Source organism: Vibrio sp. Vb2131 (assembly GCF_033338535.1).
GTDB classification, from domain to species: Bacteria; Pseudomonadota; Gammaproteobacteria; order Enterobacterales; family Vibrionaceae; genus Vibrio; species Vibrio alginolyticus.
In genome coordinates, this window is the sequence record NZ_JAWOSW010000004.1 from 84,467 (window position 1) to 107,380 (window position 22,914).

Sequence of the window (22,914 nt, forward strand, 5' to 3'; positions counted from 1 at the left end):
ATCCCATTATTTGAAGGTGTAGTTCATCTGTACCGCGCTGATGTAAGCAGTACCTTCTGAGTCAAACTTAATCTCTTCACCCAGAGCATTTGTCTCAGTGAAAGAGCCTGATTTACTCTTAACAAGTGCAAAGCCTGCATCGAAAGTTAAATTCTCACTCATTGCGTAAGTTAGGCCCGCGCTGTACCAAAAACGGTCACTGTCAGGGATACTCAATGTTGCTTCACCTGCTTGTTCGTCGTACGCAAAGCCTGCACGGAATGTCCAGTCTGTATTAAGTATGTAAGTTGCTCCAATGGAGTAGCGATTGTTGTCTTCATATTTCTCAGGTTTAAAGAAACATACTCCGTCATTACATTCGTTACTGGTCGCTTTTAGTTCTTTAAATGTGCTCCAGTCGGTTTGTTGCCAGCCGTAATGTACAGCCCATTGTTCATTCAATTGATGGAAAGCCGATAATTCGATAATTGAAGGGAGAGAGATTTTTAAACGGCCATCAACTTTTGGTGATGAAGCTCGACCAGAGTCGTAACTACTAAACTCACCGTCATCAAAATCTAGATCAACCTTAGAGCGGTAGCCAAAGCCAAAACGGTTGTTTTCATTTAGCTCAAATAAAGCGCCGACATTCCAACCCCAAGCGAAAGTTTCACCTTCCATGCCGACAAGGTTATCGGACTTATTACCACCTAAAATACCGGCGAGTGCGCCTTTGTGGCGAGTCAGCTCTGCTTCAGCGTATACTAGGTTGATACCACCACCGACACTGAAAGACTCGTTGATACGGTAAGCGACATTAGGGTTGATGTTTACTGAAAGTAGGGAAGTGTCACCCGCCATATCACCTGCGGAAATATCATTTGGATAGTCAGTGGCAACACCGTATGTTGTGAACATACCGATGCCCCAAGCCCAGTTATCATTGATAGGGCTGATGTAATAACCTGCTGGCACGATCTGTAAAGGGGCGACATCTTTCGCGTGTTCATTGTTTACAGTGTCGTACACATCGACTTCAGGGTCGATGATAGATAACGCGCCCGAAAATTGAGCTTCTTTGAAAAGTGTCATTGCTGCAGGGTTACGAGCAAGGACGCTGGCATTATCTGCAACAGCCCCTTCACCTGAAAATGCTCGACCAAGACCAGATGCCGAATGTTCAGCTACCTGGAAGCCCGCTGAGTGGGCATTACACGCAAACAATATTGAAATTGTAAGCAGAGAGCAGTGCTTCTTGTTCATCCTTGACCCTCCTAGGGTGTCATAATGCTGGACCGAAGTCCTTGTAATTGTTGTGTGGTACTTACACCAATTGTTAATACGCGAAATACAACGATGATGTAAATGTAATGTTAATTGTATGTTTAATAACTTGTCAAAGTTTGAGCGTATTTTGCGTTTTAAATATGATGCATAGGTCAAACGATGGCTTGTAAGGGCATGTATTATCTTTATATTTTTGAAGAGAATGGTACGACCAGAATTGTTTTGCGAGCTTTATAGTTAAATAACGATCAAATCAAGAGATAGCTCGCTTTGCTGTTTCTTCACTTCACAGGCATAATTCGCGCTCGCTATGTAGTTATTCAATAGACGCAATAGGAACCGCATTGGAATTACTGAATGTTGAATTTTTAGGTCGTTCGCTAAGGCTCGAAGGATCGATGGCTGGGTGGCAGCAGTTATATTGGGATAATACGTTGGTGTCTCAAATCGATGCCAGTGACAATACCGCAGAGACTTGTCTACACCAGTTTAGGCTCTCTGCGGGTGAGGAAATCCTGAACTGTCATTTAGAGTGTTCTTTAACATGGCAACCGTTTGAATTGAGTTACAAGGTCACAATTAACGGTGAGCTCGTCAACGAAGGTTGTCGAAATGAAAAAGACATCGAGCGCCAAGTGCCAGAAGTTACGCCACCATCCGAAAAGCGTTTAAGTATAATAGGTCTCGTATCTCTTGGGATGAAAGCACTTAAAAGTGCGAAAGTTATTAAAGTGGCGTTAGCGTCTGCAAGTCTCGCTGCATATTCTTGGCTATTTTCCATCGAGTTCGCGCTAGCGTTGATCGCTTGCTTGGTTTTCCATGAATATGGTCACATTAGAGCGATGAAGTATTTTGGAATGAAGACCAAAGGGATCTATTTGATTCCATTCCTAGGTGGTTTGGCGCTAAGTGACGAAAAGATAAACACGCGCTGGCAGGATGTGGTTATCTCAATCATGGGACCATTTTTCGGTTTAGTACTTAGTATTGTTTTTACTTTGCTTTATTGGATGACTGGTGAGGTGATCTTCGCTGGGCTTGCTGTGTTTAACGCCTTGCTAAACCTATTTAATCTGCTGCCTATTTTACCATTAGATGGTGGCCATGTGCTCAAAAGTATTACCTTCTCAATGAATACTTGGGTCGGGTTAGTTGGCAGTATTGCGACCGCTTTATTAGGCATTTTTATCAGTTACTATTTCGGTCTGACGTTGCTAGGGTTTTTATTGTTAATGGGAATGTTGGAAGTGGTGATGGAATGGAGAGCTCGACATCAAAGCCATTTATTGCCATTAACCCGTTATGGGCAACTATTTTCACTTGCTTGGTACTTGGTCTCTGTCGGAGGTTTTGTTTCTATCATCTGGTATTTTGCCACTCTCGGAGATAGTTTGTTAAGTTTGCCGCTACAGATATTGGGCACTTGATCAGAATCATTAAAAAGCTCCCTAGGGAGCTTTTTTATTTTCAGCCCTAAACCACCTACTTCAGTAGGTGGTTATCATCCGCTTTGGCTTTGCCTGTAAATCTACTCATGCTAAATGCATCTTTGATTTTTCCAGAAGTCAAAGAGGACAAATAACATGAGTAGATACAATCAAGTTTCTTCACCTTAGGAAGAACAGGCTTTGGGGTAATCACTTTTGGCAAAGAGGCTATTTTGTCGATAGTGTTGGAATCAATGAAGAAATAATACGCCGATATGTAAGACATCAAGAGAAGCAAGAGCGAGTAGAGCAGCAGCAATTGGCGCTGGACTAAACAAAGGCCCTCTTTTAGGGGGCTCACACAAAGCCACCTTCTTTAGAAGGTGGTAATTTACTTGGCAAGCTTAAGTAGTAGACGATAGTAGCAAGTAGCAATGAATTAGCCACATCTTGGTGCTTTCGCGTTATACGCAGGCAGCTTATTTATGGTTGCTTGTAAATCTTTAATGCGCGTACTGTGCGATGGGTGGGTTGAGAAGAATTCAGGTGGTTGAGAACCACCTGATGCAGCACTCATATTTTTCCATAAATCGACACTTTGACGTGGGTCGAAACCTGCTTTTGCCATGAATTCCAGCCCGACAATATCAGCCTCAGATTCCTGAGTACGACCGTATGGCAAAATAACACCGTATTGGACACCGACACCAAGTGCCGCCATCGTCATTTGTTGATACTGTTTGTACTCGGAAGCGCCAATGGCAACGTTTGCTAGAGACAACCCGGCATTTGCTAACTGACTTTGTGAGAGACGTTCATTACTGTGGTCAGCGAGGACGTGAGCGACTTCGTGACCAATGACTGTTGCCAACTGATCTTGGTTTTTCGCGACATCTAAAAGCCCGGTATACACGCCGATCTTCCCACCTGGTAGAGCAAACGCATTGACTTGTTCACTATCAAAAACAACGACTTCCCAGTCTTTAAATCCAGATTGAGCGGGAATGGTGTCAGTGATGTGCTTGGCAACGCATTGAACGTAGGCATTCGTTTTGCGGTCTTTGCTGATTGGGATATCTTTCTTCATTTGTTCGAAAGATTTAGCGCCAAGCGATGACATTTCCTGATCTGAAAACATCAGGATCTGGTTGCGACCCGTCGGTGATGCGCTACACGCTGTTAAACCCGCGATAGTTAAAAGAGCAGAGGCTTTCATCCATACCTTCATAACAGGCTCCATTTAATTTTTTGTTTTGAAGCAATAGTATATACCCAAATAGTAACATGATGCATGGATCAAGTTATTCATCTGATTAATGAAGAAGGTGAGATGTTACGTCTTGAAGTTATGCCCAAGTAGCGTCTATGCTAGCTTCCTAGCACATCGTTACAACCTAACAAACCAGTTTGTGAAACTAAGAGTAAAGCAATGAGTATATGGAAAAAGCCCGTAAGCATAGAGATTCTGAATGCCACGTCAAAAAATACCCTGATCGAGCACCTACAAATTAAATATACAGATTTCACTGACGACTCCCTTACAGCAACCATGCCCGTATGCAGCTTTACTCATCAACCTTTAGGAATGCTTCACGGTGGTGCATCAGTCGTGCTCGCAGAAACATTAGGCTCATTGGCTGCAAACTTCTCTGTCGATGAGGACAGCTACTGCGTCGGTTTAGATATTAACGCGAACCATGTGCGAGCCATGCGAAGTGGTCATGTGATTGGTACGGCAAAACCGCTTCATCTGGGTATTTCAACGCAAGTGTGGCAAATCGATATCACTGATGAGCGAGGCCGTTTAGTGTGTACCAGTCGCTTGACCATCGCTGTGAAACAACATAAAACAAAGTCGGTATAAACTAAGATGGTGATTGAGTTTTCATTAGGAAAAATCATTGCAACCCAGCGTGAAATAGTGATTAAGATCTCCGGCAGCGCAATGGTAACCTTGCAAGCGCAAACCGATGCAATTCAGTTGCTGGGTAGAGGAGCGAACGTTGTTTTATCTCATGGAGCAGAGTGCAAATGGTCTATCAAGCTGGACAGCGAGGAACAACTGGCCGAACTTTCGCGAGAAATTGGTATCGATATTCAATAATTTATAGTGTGATGTTTGCACTTTTTGGTAAAAATGAGGAAACTTAGCTTATCGACAACAAGATAAGAATTTCCTCTTTATGAGTAGCCCTCGTTTACGTGTTCAGTTCGAAACACTGTTTGAAAAATTTTCCGGTCACGATACGGACGTTCAGCTCGAAGACATCACCGAAGCGTTGTTTTGTACACGTCGTAATGCTCGTATTGTTCTAAATAAACTTGAAGAAGAGGGCTGGATTGAGTGGCATCCGGCAGCAGGTCGAGGAAAACTTTCGAAACTCGTTTTTAAACGTAATCGAAGCGACGTCAGCGAAAACCTCGCCAGGCGTTATCTCGATGAAGGGAAAATCGGTCAGGCTCTAGATGCGCTTGATAACGATGCGGCACGATTAACGCAGGTTATCCAAGGTTATTTAGGGCTTCAACATCGACAGGGCGAGCAGGTCGTGCGTTTGCCTTATTATCGACCATTGTCGATGTTAAACCCGCAGAAACCGATGCGGCGTTCTGAACAGCACATCGCCAGACAAATTTTTAGCGGACTCACTCGCCTTGATGAAAATGAACAACTTCAACCAGATTTAGCCCACACGTGGGAAGCAATTTCTGATACACATTGGCGTTTTTATCTTCGTCGTGGAGTACGCTTTCATAACGGTGAACCGTTAACAACCAGTTGTGTTCTTGAAAGTGTGCTTGCGTTAAATAGCTTGAACTTGTTTTCTCACATAAAGCGGGTGTCTTCGCCACAAGAGTGGACCGTTGATATTGAGCTCGTCCGTCCTGATCGCTACCTGCCTCTGGCTCTGAGTGAGTCGCAAGCAAAAATTTTGCTACCGAGTGCTTTGCGTTCTGAAAGCTTTGATAGACAACCGATAGGGACAGGGCCGTTCCAAGTTAAAATGAATGATGATAAGCGTCTTATTTTGACTGCTTTTGATGGCTACTTTGGTTTTCGCCCTTTACTTGACCAAGTGGAGGTGTGGGTAATCGATGAAGCCTATTCTTCAATGGTTTATCCAAGCCTGTCAAAGCCGAAGATGGATAAACAAGGTTCATCCGATGAAGTCGAGCTGGACCCTGGCTGTACATTCCTATTACTAAACAAAAACACTGGGATTGCAAAAGATCCACGTTGGGCAGAGTTCCTCTCGCAAACCCTCAACAGTCACCAGATTTACGCGCATGTTCCACAAGATAAAGTGATGGAACTGGGAGTATTGCAAGCGTTTGGCCTTAAGCCCGGTTGGATTGATCTTAGGTCAGCAGAAGCGGGCAGCGTACCACAGGCTAATAAGGTAATTTCCGTAGCGTATCAGAAAAAGCATCCGATGTTTCCAGTAGTTGCCAAGGCCATCAAGACACTCTTAAAACCGCACGGTATAGAGGTTGAGTTTATTCGTTATGATTCTCAACCGCCCGCACCGGAGGAAGTGGATATCTGGGTGAAAGCTATGGGTATTGCAACGAACCGAAATGACGCGTTGGCGGGCTGGCTCCTGGATTACAGTGATATTGAGAAGTTCAGTTCAGGTTACGATTTTAGTGAATGGGCTAAACTTGTCGATCAATGGCGTGCCGGCATGCACACAGACTTTCCTGCGCGTGAGCTAGGACGACAATTAGTAAAAAGCTGTCAGGTGATTCCTATGTTTCACTGCTGGCTAGGCGTGAATAAAGACCACAGCGGTGCGTTACAAAATGCAAAGTGTAATGCCTTAGGTTGGTTTGATTTTAATAATGTATGGGTCAAACCGGATATAGAAAGTAACCATGGCGAAACCGAATAAAAAACAACCGACGAAAACCGTCGATATCTTTTGCTCTAAATGTAAAACTCAACTATTTAAGTACCGTAAAGGCGGGAAAGGCGCACTGGTTAAATGCTTCAAAGAGCGCATTGTTGACGATTTCACACAAACCCCATGTATTTGCCCCGCTTGCGGACAAGAGTTTGCAAGAGACACTTTAGTAAGAGGAACCCCCGCTTACAAAATGATTGGCGGCAAAGTGACGATGAAATAATAAAGGGCTAGAAAATGAGTATGAAACATGACTATTGCATGGTTTTAAGTACAACCAGTAATGAAAAAAATCGAGATCAGATCATTAAAGGTTTGCTAGATGCTCAATTAGCCGCGTGTATTCAAACGATGCCTATTGAAAGTCACTATGTGTGGAAAGGGGAGATTTGTACTGACAACGAATGGTTGCTGGTGATCAAAACTCGTCGAGAACTTTATGAATTGGTGGAAGAGAAAATAGAAAACCTGCACGAATACGAGGTAGCTCAAATCGTACAGGTTCCAATTGTTGATGGGTTTAACCCTTATTTAGAATGGTTGAGAGAATCGACGTTGAGCCGACATTAAGAATAACGACAACACTGCACCAACGGTATCGCACAACATATCTTTCTGGGCGTCCCATATGTCACCTTGCGAGCCCAGAAAGGCAATTCCCTCATCGCCACCAGCCAACTCCGCATACCACCATTCGATAATCTCATAGCCAGCAGCAAGTGACATGATAGCAAACAAAGCAAACCAGCAAGAGAACGCTTTGTTGAACCGTTTTTTGTTTATCAAGTATTCAGCGATCGGATATGCGTAAAGGCCAATTGAAAAGTGCGCAATGCGGTCAAAATTATTTCGCTCTGAACCAATCATGTCGTTAAACCAGTCAAACGGCACTTCGGAGAACGTATATTTCGCACCGATAGTGTGCAAACAGAGCCAGATGAACATTAAAAAGTAAGCCGTATTACTGAACTGATAGCGAATCGAAATCGCCCAAATAGCAACAAGAATACCAATCGCCGGGATAATCTCCGCAAACCAAACTGCACGTGAGTTAGGTTCCAACGCAGAAAATAAAAACACGATGGCATAAAAAATCGTTAATCCTAAGAGTGTCGAGGTGCTTTTCATAGAGTTATTTGATCCTTCAATTTATCTTACAGTGGGACTCCATAGATTGTGTTAATGATTGCACTTAATTGAACGGTGTGCAATTGATATTTTAATGGGTTTTTTGATCACTGAAAATGTTGATTTATTGGCAAACTGCTCAACATTAAAACGTTTGCGCGTGCACTTTTCATTAAAGTTTGATTTACAACATGCCCATCCATAGAATCCATGATTCAGTCTAATAAAAAAGAAGTAAAGCCATGAAACTGGAAACTGTCGATTATCTTGCTGACGATGCTGCTCAACAGTTCGTTACCTCTCTACGCGAAACGGGGTTCGGTGTGTTGAAAAACCACCCGATTCCACAAGAGCTTGTAGAGTCAATTTACAAAAACTGGCATGAGTTTTTCTGTTCAGAACAAAAGAATGATTTTCACTTTAACGTAGACACCCAAGATGGCTACTTCCCACCTTCTGTGTCTGAAGTGGCGAAAGGGCACAAAGTGAAAGACATCAAAGAGTACTTTCATGTTTACCCTTGGGGTCAGATCCCAGAGCAGCTTAAAGCTGAAATCTTAGAGTACTACGAGCGTGCCAATGCATTTGCTCAAGAGCTATTAGGTTGGGTTGAAGCGTACGCACCTAAGGACGTTCAAGAGAAGTTCTCTATCGCGTTGTCAGAAATGATCAATAACAGTGACAAAACATTACTACGCGTGCTTCACTATCCACCGATGACAGGCGAAGAAGAGCCAGGCGCTATTCGTGCTGCTGCGCATGAAGACATTAACCTGTTAACGGTTTTGCCTGCTGCTAATGAGCCTGGACTGCAAGTAAAGAGTAAAGAGGGTGATTGGATCGATGTACCATGTGACTTCGGAAACTTAATCATCAATATTGGTGATATGCTTCAAGAAGCGTCAGGTGGTTATTTCCCTTCAACGACTCACCGTGTAATCAACCCTACGGGTGGCCGTCAAGAAAAGTCACGTATTTCATTACCGTTGTTCCTGCATCCAAAGCCGGAAGTGGTGTTATCTGAACGCTACACTGCACATAGCTACCTTATGGAACGTTTACGTGAGCTAGGGGTTATTTAACCTTTACGTGATCTCCTTACAAAGGCCGATGGTGAATGACTATCGGCCTTTTTGCATTTATGCTACAAAGTGGAAATTATGTTTTTTGTGCCGTGAATGGGGCCCTAAACTCGTGTCAGAGAGGATGAATGGAAGGACAACGTACTGTCAATAGTATTGAGCCTCATGCAATAGAAAATCCGCTGCTTTGGCCAATGTTAGAAATTCTGAGAAAACAGCCCTCTAATTGGAAAGTGCACACCTTGGCAAGCTCGTTGGGTGAACAAGGTTATATTTCAAAGCTGGACGACTCTCCCGATAAGGATTTATTCAAAAGAAATTTCCTGATCATGAATGCATTATATCAACTGCAAGACACTCTGTATCCGGATAGCTGGCTTCAAGTCGAAGCCATGGATATTCAGCTCATGTCTTCGATGGAAGCTTTGAGGCATAAGATCGATATTCATGATCCTTTGCGTGAGTATTACTTAGATTGGCGCAATTACGAAGCGGACGAAGATGAAGTGCGTCGACTGTTGAATGAATTTTGGACAACTTATCAAAAGTTCATCGGTGGTTCGTCAGTAGCCAGCGTAGATAAGACAAAGGCACTGTCACTATTTGAACTTAACACTGACGCTACGCCTGCGGAAATTAGAAAACAATGGCGAAAACTCGCGCTTCGTTGGCATCCTGATCGAGAAAATGGCGATGCAGAAAGATTTAGAGTTCTTTGTGAAGCGTGGAATGTACTGAGAAACGAATGATTCGCTAAGAATAAAGATAAAGGAAGGCAGCTAACTATAGCTGCCTTTTGATTGAACTGTCTCTGTCAGCGTATCAAAACTAGCATGATGACTTAAACTGAGATTTTCGCATGCGGTTGAGGGCAGCCATAACGTCTAGTGTGCGTGGTTTGGCTAAGTCGCCTTGCTTAGGAAGAGCGGCATGCCACTCACCAGACAGCATTTCTTCAATCTCCTTCGCCGGATGATTACACCAACCTGGAAGTTGAGCAATTTGGAACCATAACCAGCCAATTGTGTTGACTTCATCGGCTGACTCTATCTGTTCCAAAGCGCTAAGATCAGTAAACTCTTTACCAAATCGAAGTGACTCTTTGCCTTTCGCATTCACACGGAACTTGCCGTCAGTAAGAATATTCATCAACGCAACGCGGTTCAGTGCTCGAGGTGGGAAGGTCTGTAAACGTTCTTCTGACTCGTTATGGCGTTGAGTAGGGTGCTGAGCGATAACTTCTTTCGCTTTTTCAGTCACATCAACGGCTTGGTAGTCGTGCATTTGAATGACGGTATCGGCAACGTCTAAGTAGTCGCCCGACCCACCCATAACGATAATGGTAGAGATATCAAGATCATCTCGTAATTGACCAATGCGGTCGACGAGAGGAGTAATTGGCTCATCACCTTTTGCCACCAATGCCTGCATACGCTCATCTCTAATCATGAAGTTGGTAGCAGAAGTATCTTCATCAATCAATAATGTGCTTGCACCCGCTTCAATAGACTCTTGAAGCCAAGCGGCTTGCGACGTTGAGCCTGATGCGTCTTGAGTAGAAAAGTCCGCCGTATCTTTACCCATCGGTAAATGGTTGATGTAGTTTGACAGGTTCAAGTGGTGTACGCATCGGCCATCTTCGGCACGAATCTTCATAGCCTTGTTATCGGCAACAATGTATTCGCGACCATCTCCTGGAATATGATCGTAAATTGAACGCTCTATTGCATTTAATAAGGTAGATTTACCGTGGAAGCCACCACCTACAATCAGTGTGATACCTTTTGGAATTCCTAATCCTGTGACATGGCCCTTGTTTGGCGCATGTAAAGTGACTTGTAGAGATTCAGGGGCTTTAAACTCAACGGCTTCTTTCATTGGAAGGTCGCAATTACCTGCAATTCGAGGAAGAATACTGCCGTTTGCGACAAACGCGACTAAGTTATTGGCCTCTAACTGTTCTCGTAGGGCATCTTGGTCTTCAACAACTTGGCAGTGCTTAATTAAAGCGGCTTTGTCGAGTTCACGCTCTAAAGTTGCTCGACGGATAAACTTAGGCAGGTGGAAAGTCAGTATGTTGTTGGCTTTTTTCCCCAATACTGAACGACCCTCGGCTGGTAAGTTAACTCGAAAACGCAGTTCAATACCTTCTTCAGTAAACAACACCGCGGTGCTATCCAGTACAGTTTGGCCTGTCAGTGAAATTGATACTGAGTTTTCTTGTTTAGCAAACTGTTCAAAACTACGCGCAATAAAATCACGTGCAGCTCTTTGAAATGCAGGAGACTCGTCTCTTAGCCACTCAAGACCAGTCAAAGACCATGCGCGAGTCGCACGAAAACGTGACGCCGATGCATAAGGGTCACCCTGTACATGATCGATAAACAAAGTGAAATCAGTGAAGTCGTATTGACCTTTGATTTGCTGATAAGCTCGGTAGTTCTGCTTTTCAATTTTCTTAAGCGTGGCAGTCAACTGATCCATGAAGATATTGGCCTTTTAATAGAAGCGGGCGGCGATTATAGAAACCACCGCCCTCATAGTAAAGAGAATGCTTAGGAAGAGTAGGCGTATTGCCCGCCAGAAAGGCGCTGATTAAACAAACTTTGCTCAAATTCATTACAAGGCATAGGTTTACCATAAAGAAAACCTTGTCCGATATCACAACCCTCACCAATAAGAAACTGCTCTTGTTGGTGGGATTCAATGCCCTCGATCACTACTTGGAGTTCCAGTTTTTTTGCAATGTGTATGATTGAACAAATGATCTCGCGATCATCATCTGACTTTTCCATTTGCTGGACGAAGCTTTTATCAATTTTGATGGCATCAAACGGATATTTCTTTAAATAGCTGAACGAGGCATATCCTGTACCAAAATCATCAAGTGACAATGTCACACCTAGTTTGTGCAACTTATTTAACGTTGTGCGTGCTACTATTTCATCGGCAATTAGAGCGCTCTCGGTTACTTCGAGTTCGAGAAAGTGTGCTGGCAAATGGAAAGTGTCGAGTAGGTGTTGCACTTGTTCTGCAAAATTTACGTTTTGTAATTGAATGGGAGAAACGTTGACGGCAATTTTGAAGTTATCGATTAACTCAGACCATTGTTTCGCTTTGTCTATCGCGGTACGCAGAACAAAAGAGCCAACTTCAAAGATAAGCCCGTTTTGTTCGGCCATATGTATCAATGCTTCGTTGGAAACGTCGCCAAGTATTGGATGTCTCCAGCGAAGCAAGGCTTCTGCGCCAATCCATTTACGTGTTTTGGAGTCTACTTGAGGTTGAAAGTACAACACTAAATCGTCGTTACGCACTGCTTGTAAAAGGTAACTTTCCAGTTCATTGTGACTATTGAGATCCGCCGAATGATTTTCTCTAAAATAACTAAAAGGTTCGCCGGATTCTTTACATAGAAGCATCGCGTAACATGCATGTTGAAGGATACGCTTAGCATTGCTGCAATCTTTGTAAGCTTGAACTATACCGATATACGTGTGCAAATGTATTTCTGTTTTGTTGAAGACAAATCCATCTACGCTAATTTTAGTGATATCATCTAATAGTTGATTTAACCGAGCTTCAATATCCTCTCCCCAAATCAATAAAACCATGTCATTCGAACTTGGTCTACCAGTGATAAATCCGCTAGCACCGTGTCTGGTTAATCTGGAGTGAAATTCTTTTAAAATGTTGTCAAAGACCTCGAACCCGTGCCTGGTCTGAATACTGCGAGCGTTACTAAAACCAATGTTGATGACCACAAGCGATTGCTGATCACTATCAAGGGACTGTAAGGTGTATTGGACAATGTTCTCAAGTGCAGAGCGATTTAGAAACCCAGTCCCCTGATCATGTGTTTTTTGGTAGCTCACTTGTTTTTCCGCGGCTTTACGGCGATCAATTTCTTGTGTTAAGGAGTAACTTAACTGGGCTAAATCCGTGGTACGATTTTCAATTCGACTCTTTAGCTCGGTGTTAAGTCGCTGAAGTTTATGTTGTTGGTACACAACTGAAAGCTGTGCTTCGATTGAATCTTTGAAAGTTTCAAGCAACTGACGGTAACTATCGTTGTACTCGTTTCTCTCAGAGTCAAGCATACAGATTGTTCCAAATGTCTCCCCATTTGGCCAGAATAGCGGTAAGCCGCAATAAGAAATCATGCCTAGTTTGATGTCTGGGTTATTTTGCCATTCTTCATCTTCAAGCGCATTGGGGATTACAAGCTCGCCTTTCTGTTCTATAACTTGCTCGCAATACAAACCGTTACCAAGCAGCTCTGCATCGCCAGTACGATAAGGATTACCTAGAGTTTCGCTAGATGTATTTACTTCTATGCGATCCGGATGGATACGCATAATTAATGTGGTGGGTACGTGTGTTATTTGAGCCAGTAAGTTGACGATTTCCTGCCAACTTCTTCGCATAGACTCAGGGATTTCGTAGTCTAATGTTTGCAATCTCCCCATATAGGTCATCCTTTACGTGGTTTCACTTCCTGTGAATTAAAAATGCAGACTGCTCTATTTTGTTCTCGCTTTTTAATTAAGTATAGGGTGGCTAGGGCTCGAAACAAAAAAAAGTCCTGAAAAGTGTTCAGGACTAGGAATAGTTGTCACATATCTCATCCTTGAAACAGGTAACAAGTATCAAGGCTTAAGCGACATTAACGATTCAATAGAAATGTCTTGCGAATAGTCGACATCTTCAAAGTTAAAGCCATTGAGCTTCATAAACTCATCTTTAAAACCTTGGTAATCACCAATCTCTTTAAAGTTTTCAGCATTCATCTGTTCTAAAAGAGCGTGGACTTCTTGTTGAACTTGCGGTTCAAGTTCCAAGTCATCTATTCGAATCAAGCGTTCGCCGTCAACTGGCACTTTCTCTTGATCGTATAACTTCGTAGTAAACAGCCGCTGCATTTGTTCAATACAGCGTTCGTGAGTACCTTTTTCCTTCATCACTCTATAAAGCGCTAACAGGTAGGGACTTAGCGCAGGGATGAATACACTGGCTTTCGTCACCAACGCCTTACACACGGTTGCGTAAGCACCGCCGTCAAAGTTGGCGAGTTTGAGGTTTAATGAATGACTGGTTTGGTGTAAATCGATTTTCGCTCGACCTAACGTACCATCGAGATAAATTGGGTGCGTAATGTCAGGGCCCATGTAAGAAAAGGCGATGGTTTTGCAGCCGTTTGCGATAGAGTCGTTATTGATGAGTGTGTCAATCCAGCTTTCCCAGTCTTCGCCTCCCATTACTTTAATGGTGGCGTTGGCTTCCTCTTCTGTTGCAGGCGTTAAGGTGGTTTCTATCCACTTATCGTTCTCCAGCATGATAGAAGCGCCAGTGACAGGTTCACCAATAGGTTTAATGACACTGCGCCAAAACTCATCAGATTCAGGTTTAGGTCGAACACCGGTTGCCAAGCTATAGATGACTAAGTCAACTTCACCCTCAAAGTACGTTTCAATGGCTTCAATCACTTGATTGCGCACCGAACCAGAGAATGCATCGCCAACAATATTTATTGCGGTACGCCCGGCTTGATTTGCTTCTTGCTTAAAAAAGACGTTGTTATACCAACCCGCACTCCCAACCCCTTTCTCTGAAGGGCCACGCTCAAATGAGACGCCAATGGTATCGGCGTTAGCGCCACCGAACGTTAGGGCTATTCGTGCCGCTAGGCCGAAACCAGAGGAGGCACCAATAATCAAAACCCGTTTTGGGCCTTTTTTGATCTGTGGGGCGTGCTTTACGTATTCAATTTGCTCTTTAATAGATGCATGACACCCTTTGGGGTGCGCAGAGCGAGCAACAACACCTTGAATTAACGGTTCTATTCGCATGTTGTTATCTATCCTCGATGAGTGGAATTGAAAATAGATTAACGTAAAGTTACGTAAAACTTATTGAGCTAGACCATTAAAATTAGAGATGTTTAATTAATTCTTGAGCAACGAAATCAGCGATCCAAGGTTGTGCATCTGGTTTTGGGTGAAGGCCATCATCCATCATCCATTCTGGTTTGGTGACAACATGCTCTAAGAAGAATGGCATCAAGGCAACTTGTTGATGCTGTGCAAGCTTAGGGTAGATATCGTAAAACATATCGCTATAGCGCTTACCATAATTAGGCGGAACCCGAATTTGCATCATGACAACGTCCGCACCAGAATCTTTTATCATGGTAATCATTTTTGAAAGATTTGACGTAATAAGTTTAGGAGGGAAACCTCTCAGTCCATCGTTGGCACCTAACTCAATAAGTACCATGTCAGGGCTATGCTGAGTTAGCAACTGAGGTAACCGTGCTAAGCCATTGCCAGTGGTATCGCCAGAAATACTGGCATTAATAACTGTTACATCTTGACCATGTTCTGACAACGCATCAGGGAGTAAGCTAGGCCAACTCTCTTCGATCGGCATCTGATAGCCTGCACTCAAGCTATCACCCAAGACAAGTAGCTTTTCGCTCGCATGTGCAGTAGCGGAAAAACAAAAAAATAGAACTAAGGAAAGTATACGAATCATGCAAACACCTGTACTTAATGCACCTATTGTTCAAGCCAATTTGGTTTCTAAACAAGTCTCTACTAATCAAGAACAATTAACAATCCTCAAAGACGTAAATGTTGACATCCGAAAAGGAGAAAAAATCGCCATCGTCGGAACTTCCGGTGCAGGTAAGTCAACATTGATGACGTTGCTAGCTGGTCTTGATACTCCGACATCAGGCGAAATTACTTTATTAGGTCATGAATTATCAAAACTGGATGATGAAGCACGTGCGAAAGTTCGGGCTGACTCTTTAGGTTTCGTTTTCCAAAGTTTCTTGTTAATCCCGAGTTTGAGTGCATTACGTAATGTCACGCTTCCTTGTCTTTTACGTGGTGAAGCCGAAGATGAAGCAAGAGCAGCGGAATTATTAGCTGCTGTTGGATTGGAAAAACGTGTCGACCATCTACCAAGCCAGTTATCTGGTGGTGAACAACAGCGAGTTGCACTAGCGCGCGCATTTATGACACAACCTGAACTGTTGTTCGCAGACGAACCTACCGGCAATCTTGACCATCAAACCGCAGACAAAGTGATTGAGCTGCTATTCGATCTTAATGAACAGCACGGGACAACTCTGATTTTAGTAACACACGATGGTCATCTAGCAAGCCGATGTGACCGTATTTATCGTATGGAGGCGGGTGAGCTTAAGGAGGAGATGTAATGTCTGCAGTATCATCAAGTGAAGCAACATCCACAGAGCAAAACAGTACAACACAGCACTCGTCGAATAAAAGCTTGATACGCTGGAGTTTCGGCGAAATAAGGCAGGGGAATCTTTGGCCTATTAGCGTTGCTCTTATTCTCGTGATTGCGAGTATCTTTGCGCTTTCTGCATTAGCAGAACGAATGGAGCAGGTGATCGTCAAGCAGGGAAAGGACGCATTAACGGCAGATGCGGTGTTTGTGTCAGCTAATCCCATTCCGGACACGTTGTTAACCTCGACTGAAAACCTTGAACGTTCGATGATGACGCGATTTGCCACTATGGCATTTAGCGATAATGGTATGCAGCTTATTTCTGTAAGGGCGGTGGATGATAATTACCCTTTAATGGGAGAGCTCGTTCTTGAAAATAATCCGGCCGGTCGCGTTAAAGAGAACCAACTCTGGCTTGATGAGCGGATTATGACTCAACTAAACGTAAATTCAGGTGACAGCGTCACGATAGGCGATGCCGAGTTTACTGTATCAGGCGCAGTATTGATGGAACCAGGCTTGAGCTTTAATCCATTTCAGCAAATGCCTTCTGCATACATTCATCAAAGTGACGTAGATAAAACAGGAGCAATTCAAGTTGGGAGTCGAGTTCAATACCGTCTATTTTTACAAGCCGATGATAAAACACTAAAGAGCTTACAAGATGATACGCAGCTTTCTCCGAGCGATCGCTGGCGCACGCAAGATACTGCCAGTCGTAGTAATGAGGTTTTTGAACGCACGACGCAGTATCTGTCGTTGACAGTAGCAATTGTCATCATTATGGCGGCGACAACATTGGTTCTTACTTGTCAAAATTACGTGAACAGCCGGACACAAACTATCGCGATGTTGAAAAGTCTTGGTGCGAGCCGCCGATGGATTGAAAAGTGGTTATTTATTCAAGTCACAATCCTTCTCATTAGTGCCAGTGTCGTCGGTCTATTGTTAGGGAGCGGGCTGGAATATTTATTACGCATTCCACTCAAAGACTTATTACCCGAGCCACTCCCTAGTTACGGCGTCACACCATTTTTGGTGGCATTTATCTCAGCAGTCTTGATTACGGTGCCTGCTCTCGGTATACCATTGTTAGGCTTGATTAAAACTCCCGCGTTAGAAGTGCTACAGCAGGGTAAAGCGCAACGTTCTTGGAAGCGAATGTTACTTGTTCTAGTTCCCGTTGTTCCACTGCTTTTACTGTATGCAGATAACACCTTAGTTTGGATCGTGCTCACTGGTATAGCGGTACAGTTTGTGGTACTCGCAGCAGTTAGCGTCACACTCACAAAGCTGTTTGCACGTGTGTCAACCCATCCTGCAATGAAGCTTGCGTTGAGTCGTATCAACCGGACGCCAGTAACCAGCGGTCTACAGTTTGGTGCTTTGGCATTATCTTTAATGTTGCTGTCTATCATTTGGCTTGTGCGCAGCGATATTCTCGCTGATTGGGAGAGAACCTTACCTGCAGATGCGCCAAATGTGTTCGCATTGAACATTGGTGATTATGAACTCGATAACTACCTAGAAACCCTAGATAAAAATGGAGTTACGCGGTCACAAGCTTATCCAATAATTCGTGGACGACTAACAGAGATCAACGGTCAAAACGTCAAGGAGATTGATTACGAAGGAGAAGGTTCTGACGCGATACGTCGAGAGCTAAACCTGACATGGGGAGATAGCCTACCAGAATATAATGATGTGCTTTCGGGTGAATGGACAAACAAAGGGAGTGTATCTGTAGAAGCGGATGTAGCAAATGACTTAGGCATCAAACTCGGTGATACGCTGCGCTTTGTAATAAACAGTCAGAATTACGATGCAGTAGTAGATACCATCCGTTATGTCGAATGGCGTGACATGAAGCCTAACTTTTATTTTATTTTCTCATCTGACGTGATGGCTAATTTACCTGGTTCTTACCTCATCAGTTATAGGATTGAAGAAGGAAATGAAGCGTTGTTGACGTCAATGTCACGTGCTCACCCAACGGTCTCTGTTTTAGATATCCGAACTATGGGCGAGAAAATTCAGGCTTTGATTCAGCAAATCGTATCAGCAATCACCATCCTTGCTCTTTTAGGCGTTGTTGCTGGTCTGCTGCTCATCTTTACGCTACTGAGGTTAAGCTTGTCCCAACGCCAACAAGAGATTCGTTTGTATCGCACATTAGGTTCAAGTAAGAAACGGATCAACACAACCCTGTGGGCCGAGTACGGAATTATGGCGTTGATTGCTAGTGGTGTTGCGGTATTCGCTGCGGAAGTTTGTGTGGCCGCAGTCATGACATATGGATTCGATCTCAATGCACAAATTCACCCCGAATTGTGGATAGCTTTACCGCTTGCAACATTTGTTACGTTGGCACTTGTAGTGATGAGTTTGTTGAAAAGATTGTTAACGCCAGTAAACACTTAATCGCAGCGAGTGTTATCAAGTTTGGAACACTCCATGACACTTTTATTTTAGTTATCCACAAAAACAGTGGATAACTTTTGGGATAACTAAATGGGGTAAAAAGTGGGGTGTTTCTGCAGGCTTTGCGCCATGGGTCTTACAGTGAAATTCTTATTCACATAGACACAAAAAAGTGTCTTCTTAACCATGTCGTCAAGTACTTTTTCGCAAATTTTTTCTACTTTAATGCACTTTACAGGCGCTGTTGGATATTTCGCAAACCCATGAACTTTTTGTGATTTTAATCAAGTCCAAACACGAGTAGAATCCACCGTTAGTAAAGAATTTTCCTTATAAAATTTTTAGTGAAGCAATGAAGTCTGAGTTTCCAAGTTATAAAGATAAGCATATCGCTGTTGTTGGTGGCGGTGTAGCAGGTGCAACAGCAGCAATTCATTTTGCGGAGCTGGGTTTTAAAGTTTCCGTAATAGAGAAGGGCGTATCACTAGTAAATGGTCCACCCATTTGTCATTTGCATGCTGGTGGTAATTTATATCGAGAGATTTCCGAGCAACAATGCTTAGACTTGTTAGCACAATCTATCGATACTGTTCGCCTGTATCCGCTTTCACTGAATATTCGTCCGACAATCATCGCGGTTCCTCATTCCGATGGTGGAGACCCATCCACACTAGTTCCGCGATTAGAGGTTGTGAAAAGTGCTTATCAGACGCTCGTTGATAAAGATGAGAGTAATAAAGTGCTCGGCGAGCCAAGCGAATACTACAAACTGTATTCAAAAGCGGAGCTAGAAGCTCTCGCGCAACGTACTCAACCAAGTCATCCTACAAACTTCGATGAGTGGTGCATTCCTTTTGCTCAACATGCTGATCTTGAAGCGCTAAAGTATCCTGTTGTCGCAGTTCAAGAATATGGTTGGAGTGTTTTTCGCCTCGCCGCAATTGCCAACTTAACACTAGATACGCTTCCTAATGCTTCGGTCTTCACACAAGCAACGTTTAAGCAAGCCGATTGGATGGGGGAACACTGGCAACTTGGCTATGAACGTGAAGGTATCGATTACCTGATGACATGCGACTACTTGGTTAACGCGTGTGGCTTTGAAACAGGCTCAATTGACAACACAGTTGGTGCCAAGCGTGACAGGTTGGTGGAGTTTAAAGCCGCTTACGTTACGAGGTGGGCAGACTGTCAACAACAATGGCCAGAAGTTATTTTTCATGGCCCGCGTGGAACCGATAAAGGAATGGCTCAATTGACGCCTTATGGCGATGGTTACTTTCAACTTCATGGTATGACAAAAGGAATCACGCTGTTTGAAGATGGTTTAGTGGAGAGCACGAACTCATCTGCTCAACCTGAACTGCCTATGCCTTTACTCTCGAAGATCCGTAACGGCTGGAGAGAAGAAGTGTTAGAAGAGCGAACGAACAATGCCATCAAACACATGGCGCAGTTTATTCCCGACTATCACTCTGCTGTAAAAGGAGGAAAAGCATTGTTTGGCGCTCAGCAAATTCCCGGAACAGACCCAGTACTCAGAGCGGCAGATGTGACTTTTGAAGATAACCACTATGCGAGAATAGAGGTGGTAAAAGCGTCATCGACACTACTCGCAGCGCAAAAAATGCTTCAATTCTGGTTTGACATCGATCCTAACCAAAATGTGGAAACACAGCATCCGGTCGCTGTAAAGTGGTCTGAACAAGAGGTCGAGCAGTACGCGATTAAACTCACTCAAGAGCGAGGCTATCCACAAGCTTTAGCAGTGCGTTATGGTATGCCTACATAATCGGCTGTGTTTGGGCTCAGTGGTTGTATTAGTACCCAAAAAACTGAGCCCATTGGCACCATACTTCTTGCAAGCCTAGCCTATCTCCTTTCACAAAATTGACTTTTTGTCCGGGCTTCGCCTGTGCCAGTCTAGGTAAGTCAATACGGGCTACGCAGCCAAATTTAGGATACCCGCCAATAGTCTGGTGATCGTTGAGCAGCACAATAGGGTTACCATCGCTAGGTACTTGAATTGAACCTAATGCAATTCCCTCTGATAGGACGCCTTCGTAAGGTGGACGAATGTTATTGCCCTCAAGACGGTAGCCCATGCGATTCGAATTGGGGGAGATGATGAATGCTTTGTTGTAAAATACTTGGCGAGCGTCTTCATCAAAGTCCTCGTTCTGATAGCCTTCAATCACTCTCAGCTTAATGGGTAAGTTGTAATCTGGCTTAAAGCGAAACGTCATTTGCCTTGGTTTACGTTTCGGTAAGTTATGAGGGACAAAGGGAAGAATATCGCCAGCTTTCAAAGCGCCACCATTTGAATCATAACCACCTAGAGATTCTCGCAAGACGGTCGATGCGCTTCCTAAGTGCTGAGCAACATTGAATCCACCTTTAACCGCTAGGTAGGAGCGAAGCCCATTCCTTGCGACTCCGAACTGAAGCTTCTGTCCTTTTTTCAACGTAAAGTCAGACCAATTTGAAATAGGTTCACCATCTATTTTTGCATTTAAATCACCGCCACATATAGCAAGGTGGCAGTTATGCAAGGCAATAAAACAAGCGTTACCCAAAGTAATTTCAATCGCAACGCAATTGACTACGTTACCAAGCAAATGGTTGGCCCAACTGTAAGCATAGTCGTCGACCGGGCCACCTTGAGTCACACCGACATGCGCCAAGCCAAAACGACCAAAGTCTTGAACTAAAGAGAGCGGTCCTGGCTTTTCCACCAGTAATCCACCGTAACTCATAGTACGCCTCCTAAATCGATAAACTCTTGTTTTGAAATAGCATTAAAGGTGACCTTGTCACCCACTTCAAACGGTATAAAAGGAGGAGAGTCGGAGAAGAGCGCAAGCGGGCTTTTACCAATAATGTTCCATCCGCCAGGACTATCTGATGGATAGACGGCCGTTTTAGAGTCTGCGATTCCGACACTTCCGGCCGGCACGTGAGTTCTTGGTGTGGCAAGCCTTGCCATGTGCAATTGAGTATCAACGTCAGAGAGAAATGCAAAGCCTGGAGCAAAGCCAATTGCAGAAACCGCGTACTCGGTTTTCGTATGCAGGGTAATAAGATCGTCTAATGACAGACCTCGCTTTTTAAAACGAGATAGATCTAACGCGGTTTCTTCAGAGTAATATACAGGGATAGTAATGTGATTCGGCTGGGAAAGCTTAAGTGATTGAGTATCAAACTGGCTCACGATTTGTTGCAGCTCATTGACTAAGTTCTTTTCGTTGATTCGAAAAGGTAAGTAATCAATGAGAATAGTTTGATAGGAGGGGACAACGTTCATAACAATTGAAGCGAAAGTTTCTCTTATGCTGCGAGCAAGCTCTCCGACTGCATTTTCAGAAATACTCTCATCAAACTTAATGAAAATACTGCACTCGGAGATCAAAGAGATATTAAATTTCTCTTTATGCATTAATTTCCTCCAGCGTATAGGCTTTGGCGGATCTTTTGGAGCAGCGCGATCGACTCTTCATTGTCACCATGAACACAAATTGTATCGGCTTCCAATAATATGTAACCGCCTGAAGCGGTTTTGACACGCCCAGAGTCAGCTAAGGTCCGGACTTGCTCAAGTATCGCGTGCTCGCTTTTTAACACGGCATTGGGCTGTGTTCTAGGAGTCAGTAAGCCGTCATCTTGGTATAAACGATCTGCAAATGCTTCAAATAGCAAGGGAACATCATAATCGTCTGCGATTTCTAAGTATTTTTCGTTTTCCTGTGAAGCTAGGATCATTAACGGTACTTTGAACAGTGCTGCCGCCTTTACTACCGCTCTAAATATCGCATCACTTTTCATCATGTCGTTGTATAGAGCACCATGAGGCTTTATGTAACTGATGTCTGTGTATTGCGCCCGGCATAATGCTTGTAAAGCACCAACCTGATATATAACCATGTTCGTAATTTCATCACCCGTCATGCTTATGCTTCGTCTGCCAAAGCCTTGTAGGTCGGCGTAACCTGGGTGTGCGCCAATATCAACATCGTTGTCATTCGCTAGGGTGATGGTGTCGTGCATGACATTAGGGTCGGAGGCATGAAAACCACACGCGATGTTCGCCATATCAACATGGGGCATCACGTCTTCATCTGCGCCCATACTCCAAGAGCCAAAGCTCTCGCCCATATCACAGTTCAATGTAAGTTGCTGTTTATTCAATGTCATACGTTTTATTTCTACACAAGCAATGGGTTTACGATGCAGGAAAATGCATCTAGGTTCAGTGACTCACTTCATTCTTCTATCATGAAAACGAAGCTTTTTGAGCAGATAGCTGACGAAAAAGATCACGTTAGTCCATAAAGATGTTGCCGTTATTTGAGTTGATCCGAATTTTAAGGTATTTCGTTTCTTTTCCATCCAATTTTTGAGAATTTAAGGTTATTTTGCATTAGCATC

General features: G+C 43.7%; 21 protein-coding genes and 1 pseudogene. 12 read left to right on the top strand and 10 right to left on the bottom strand.

Annotated features, from left to right (window positions below; genetic code table 11):
• Positions 1–6 precede the first annotated feature (6 nt).
• Positions 7–1,242: an outer membrane protein transport protein gene (locus R7E38_RS06215; RefSeq protein WP_005376347.1), complete on the bottom strand. Its 1,236-nt coding sequence runs from the start codon at positions 1,240–1,242 to the stop codon at positions 7–9.
• A 422-nt stretch (positions 1,243–1,664) separates the two neighbouring features.
• Between R7E38_RS06215 and R7E38_RS06220 the strand changes: the two genes are divergently transcribed.
• Positions 1,665–2,693 (top strand): site-2 protease family protein, encoded by a 1,029-nt coding sequence (locus R7E38_RS06220; RefSeq protein WP_047103591.1) that lies wholly within the window; start codon positions 1,665–1,667, stop codon positions 2,691–2,693.
• A 172-nt stretch (positions 2,694–2,865) separates the two neighbouring features.
• Positions 2,866–3,027 (top strand): annotated as a pseudogene (locus R7E38_RS06225) (transposase); the annotation flags it as partial.
• Between the two features lie 105 nt (positions 3,028–3,132).
• Here the strand turns inward: R7E38_RS06225 and R7E38_RS06230 are convergent.
• The gene (locus R7E38_RS06230) at positions 3,133–3,921 is read right to left on the bottom strand and encodes a M48 family metallopeptidase (protein ID WP_017634168.1); all 789 of its coding nucleotides are present in this window, start codon (positions 3,919–3,921) and stop codon (positions 3,133–3,135) included.
• 201 nt (positions 3,922–4,122) lie between these two features.
• On the opposite strand from R7E38_RS06230, the gene R7E38_RS06235 reads away from it, so the two are divergent.
• The 5 genes from R7E38_RS06235 (at position 4,123) to cutA (ending at position 7,168) form a co-directional block, all read left to right on the top strand.
• The gene (locus R7E38_RS06235) at positions 4,123–4,557 is read left to right on the top strand and encodes a hotdog fold thioesterase (RefSeq protein WP_054575174.1); all 435 of its coding nucleotides are present in this window, start codon (positions 4,123–4,125) and stop codon (positions 4,555–4,557) included.
• Positions 4,558–4,563: 6 nt separating this feature from the next.
• Positions 4,564–4,797: a DUF3389 domain-containing protein gene (locus R7E38_RS06240; RefSeq protein ID WP_054575175.1), complete on the top strand. Its 234-nt coding sequence runs from the start codon at positions 4,564–4,566 to the stop codon at positions 4,795–4,797.
• 79 nt (positions 4,798–4,876) lie between these two features.
• Positions 4,877–6,586, top strand: a complete 1,710-nt coding sequence (locus tag R7E38_RS06245; protein WP_226082981.1) for an SgrR family transcriptional regulator — start codon at positions 4,877–4,879, stop codon at positions 6,584–6,586.
• A complete protein-coding gene (locus R7E38_RS06250; RefSeq protein ID WP_005376334.1) occupies positions 6,570–6,821 on the top strand; it encodes a hypothetical protein in 252 nt (83 codons plus the stop codon). Before R7E38_RS06245 ends, R7E38_RS06250 begins: the two co-directional genes overlap by 17 nt.
• Positions 6,822–6,835: 14 nt before the next feature.
• The gene (cutA, locus tag R7E38_RS06255; protein ID WP_005376332.1) at positions 6,836–7,168 is read left to right on the top strand and encodes a divalent-cation tolerance protein CutA; all 333 of its coding nucleotides are present in this window, start codon (positions 6,836–6,838) and stop codon (positions 7,166–7,168) included.
• On the opposite strand, the gene R7E38_RS06260 is transcribed toward cutA, so the two are convergent.
• The gene (locus R7E38_RS06260; protein WP_017821932.1) at positions 7,130–7,726 is read right to left on the bottom strand and encodes a DUF2238 domain-containing protein; all 597 of its coding nucleotides are present in this window, start codon (positions 7,724–7,726) and stop codon (positions 7,130–7,132) included. The genes cutA and R7E38_RS06260 overlap by 39 nt on opposite strands.
• A gap of 242 nt (positions 7,727–7,968) precedes the next feature.
• On the opposite strand from R7E38_RS06260, the gene R7E38_RS06265 reads away from it, so the two are divergent.
• Both R7E38_RS06265 and R7E38_RS06270 read left to right on the top strand, forming a co-directional pair.
• Positions 7,969–8,808, top strand: coding sequence for an isopenicillin N synthase family dioxygenase (locus R7E38_RS06265; RefSeq protein WP_005386285.1), 840 nt, complete (start codon positions 7,969–7,971; stop codon positions 8,806–8,808).
• Positions 8,809–8,936: 128 nt separating this feature from the next.
• Positions 8,937–9,557 carry a DNA-J related domain-containing protein gene (locus R7E38_RS06270; RefSeq protein ID WP_005376328.1) on the top strand — a complete coding sequence of 207 codons (621 nt, stop codon included), beginning with the start codon at positions 8,937–8,939 and terminating at the stop codon, positions 9,555–9,557.
• 79 nt (positions 9,558–9,636) lie between these two features.
• On the opposite strand, the gene R7E38_RS06275 is transcribed toward R7E38_RS06270, so the two are convergent.
• The 4 genes from R7E38_RS06275 to tesA all read right to left on the bottom strand — a co-directional run bounded on the left by R7E38_RS06275 (position 9,637) and on the right by tesA (position 15,342).
• Entirely contained in the window at positions 9,637–11,292 is a 1,656-nt protein-coding gene (locus R7E38_RS06275) for an ABC-ATPase domain-containing protein (RefSeq protein ID WP_017821933.1), read from the bottom strand.
• A gap of 71 nt (positions 11,293–11,363) precedes the next feature.
• The gene (locus R7E38_RS06280) at positions 11,364–13,277 is read right to left on the bottom strand and encodes a sensor domain-containing phosphodiesterase (RefSeq protein WP_017634164.1); all 1,914 of its coding nucleotides are present in this window, start codon (positions 13,275–13,277) and stop codon (positions 11,364–11,366) included.
• A 180-nt stretch (positions 13,278–13,457) separates the two neighbouring features.
• Positions 13,458–14,657 (bottom strand): enoyl-ACP reductase FabV, encoded by a 1,200-nt coding sequence (fabV, locus tag R7E38_RS06285; RefSeq protein WP_064354774.1) that lies wholly within the window; start codon positions 14,655–14,657, stop codon positions 13,458–13,460.
• A gap of 82 nt (positions 14,658–14,739) precedes the next feature.
• Positions 14,740–15,342 (bottom strand): multifunctional acyl-CoA thioesterase I/protease I/lysophospholipase L1, encoded by a 603-nt coding sequence (tesA, locus tag R7E38_RS06290; protein ID WP_005376324.1) that lies wholly within the window; start codon positions 15,340–15,342, stop codon positions 14,740–14,742.
• On the opposite strand from tesA, the gene R7E38_RS06295 reads away from it, so the two are divergent.
• The 3 genes from R7E38_RS06295 (at position 15,341) to R7E38_RS06305 (ending at position 20,281) form a co-directional block, all read left to right on the top strand.
• The gene (locus tag R7E38_RS06295) at positions 15,341–16,033 is read left to right on the top strand and encodes an ABC transporter ATP-binding protein (RefSeq protein WP_226082984.1); all 693 of its coding nucleotides are present in this window, start codon (positions 15,341–15,343) and stop codon (positions 16,031–16,033) included. The genes tesA and R7E38_RS06295 overlap by 2 nt on opposite strands.
• The gene (locus R7E38_RS06300; protein WP_226082986.1) at positions 16,033–18,489 is read left to right on the top strand and encodes an ABC transporter permease; all 2,457 of its coding nucleotides are present in this window, start codon (positions 16,033–16,035) and stop codon (positions 18,487–18,489) included. The genes R7E38_RS06295 and R7E38_RS06300 overlap by 1 nt, the downstream gene beginning before the upstream one ends.
• A gap of 352 nt (positions 18,490–18,841) precedes the next feature.
• Positions 18,842–20,281, top strand: a complete 1,440-nt coding sequence (locus tag R7E38_RS06305; protein WP_064354776.1) for an FAD-dependent oxidoreductase — start codon at positions 18,842–18,844, stop codon at positions 20,279–20,281.
• 28 nt (positions 20,282–20,309) lie between these two features.
• Here the strand turns inward: R7E38_RS06305 and R7E38_RS06310 are convergent, their stop codons facing one another.
• From R7E38_RS06310 to R7E38_RS06320, 3 genes are read right to left on the bottom strand one after another with little or no spacing between them, the layout of a single operon-like run.
• Complete coding sequence (locus tag R7E38_RS06310; RefSeq protein WP_064354777.1) at positions 20,310–21,245, bottom strand: biotin-dependent carboxyltransferase family protein; 936 nt, start codon at positions 21,243–21,245, stop codon at positions 20,310–20,312.
• Positions 21,242–21,925 carry a 5-oxoprolinase subunit B family protein gene (locus R7E38_RS06315; protein WP_064354778.1) on the bottom strand — a complete coding sequence of 228 codons (684 nt, stop codon included), beginning with the start codon at positions 21,923–21,925 and terminating at the stop codon, positions 21,242–21,244. Before R7E38_RS06315 ends, R7E38_RS06310 begins: the two co-directional genes overlap by 4 nt.
• Positions 21,925–22,680 (bottom strand): 5-oxoprolinase subunit PxpA, encoded by a 756-nt coding sequence (locus tag R7E38_RS06320; RefSeq protein ID WP_064354779.1) that lies wholly within the window; start codon positions 22,678–22,680, stop codon positions 21,925–21,927. The genes R7E38_RS06315 and R7E38_RS06320 overlap by 1 nt, the downstream gene beginning before the upstream one ends.
• Positions 22,681–22,914: the final 234 nt, after the last annotated feature.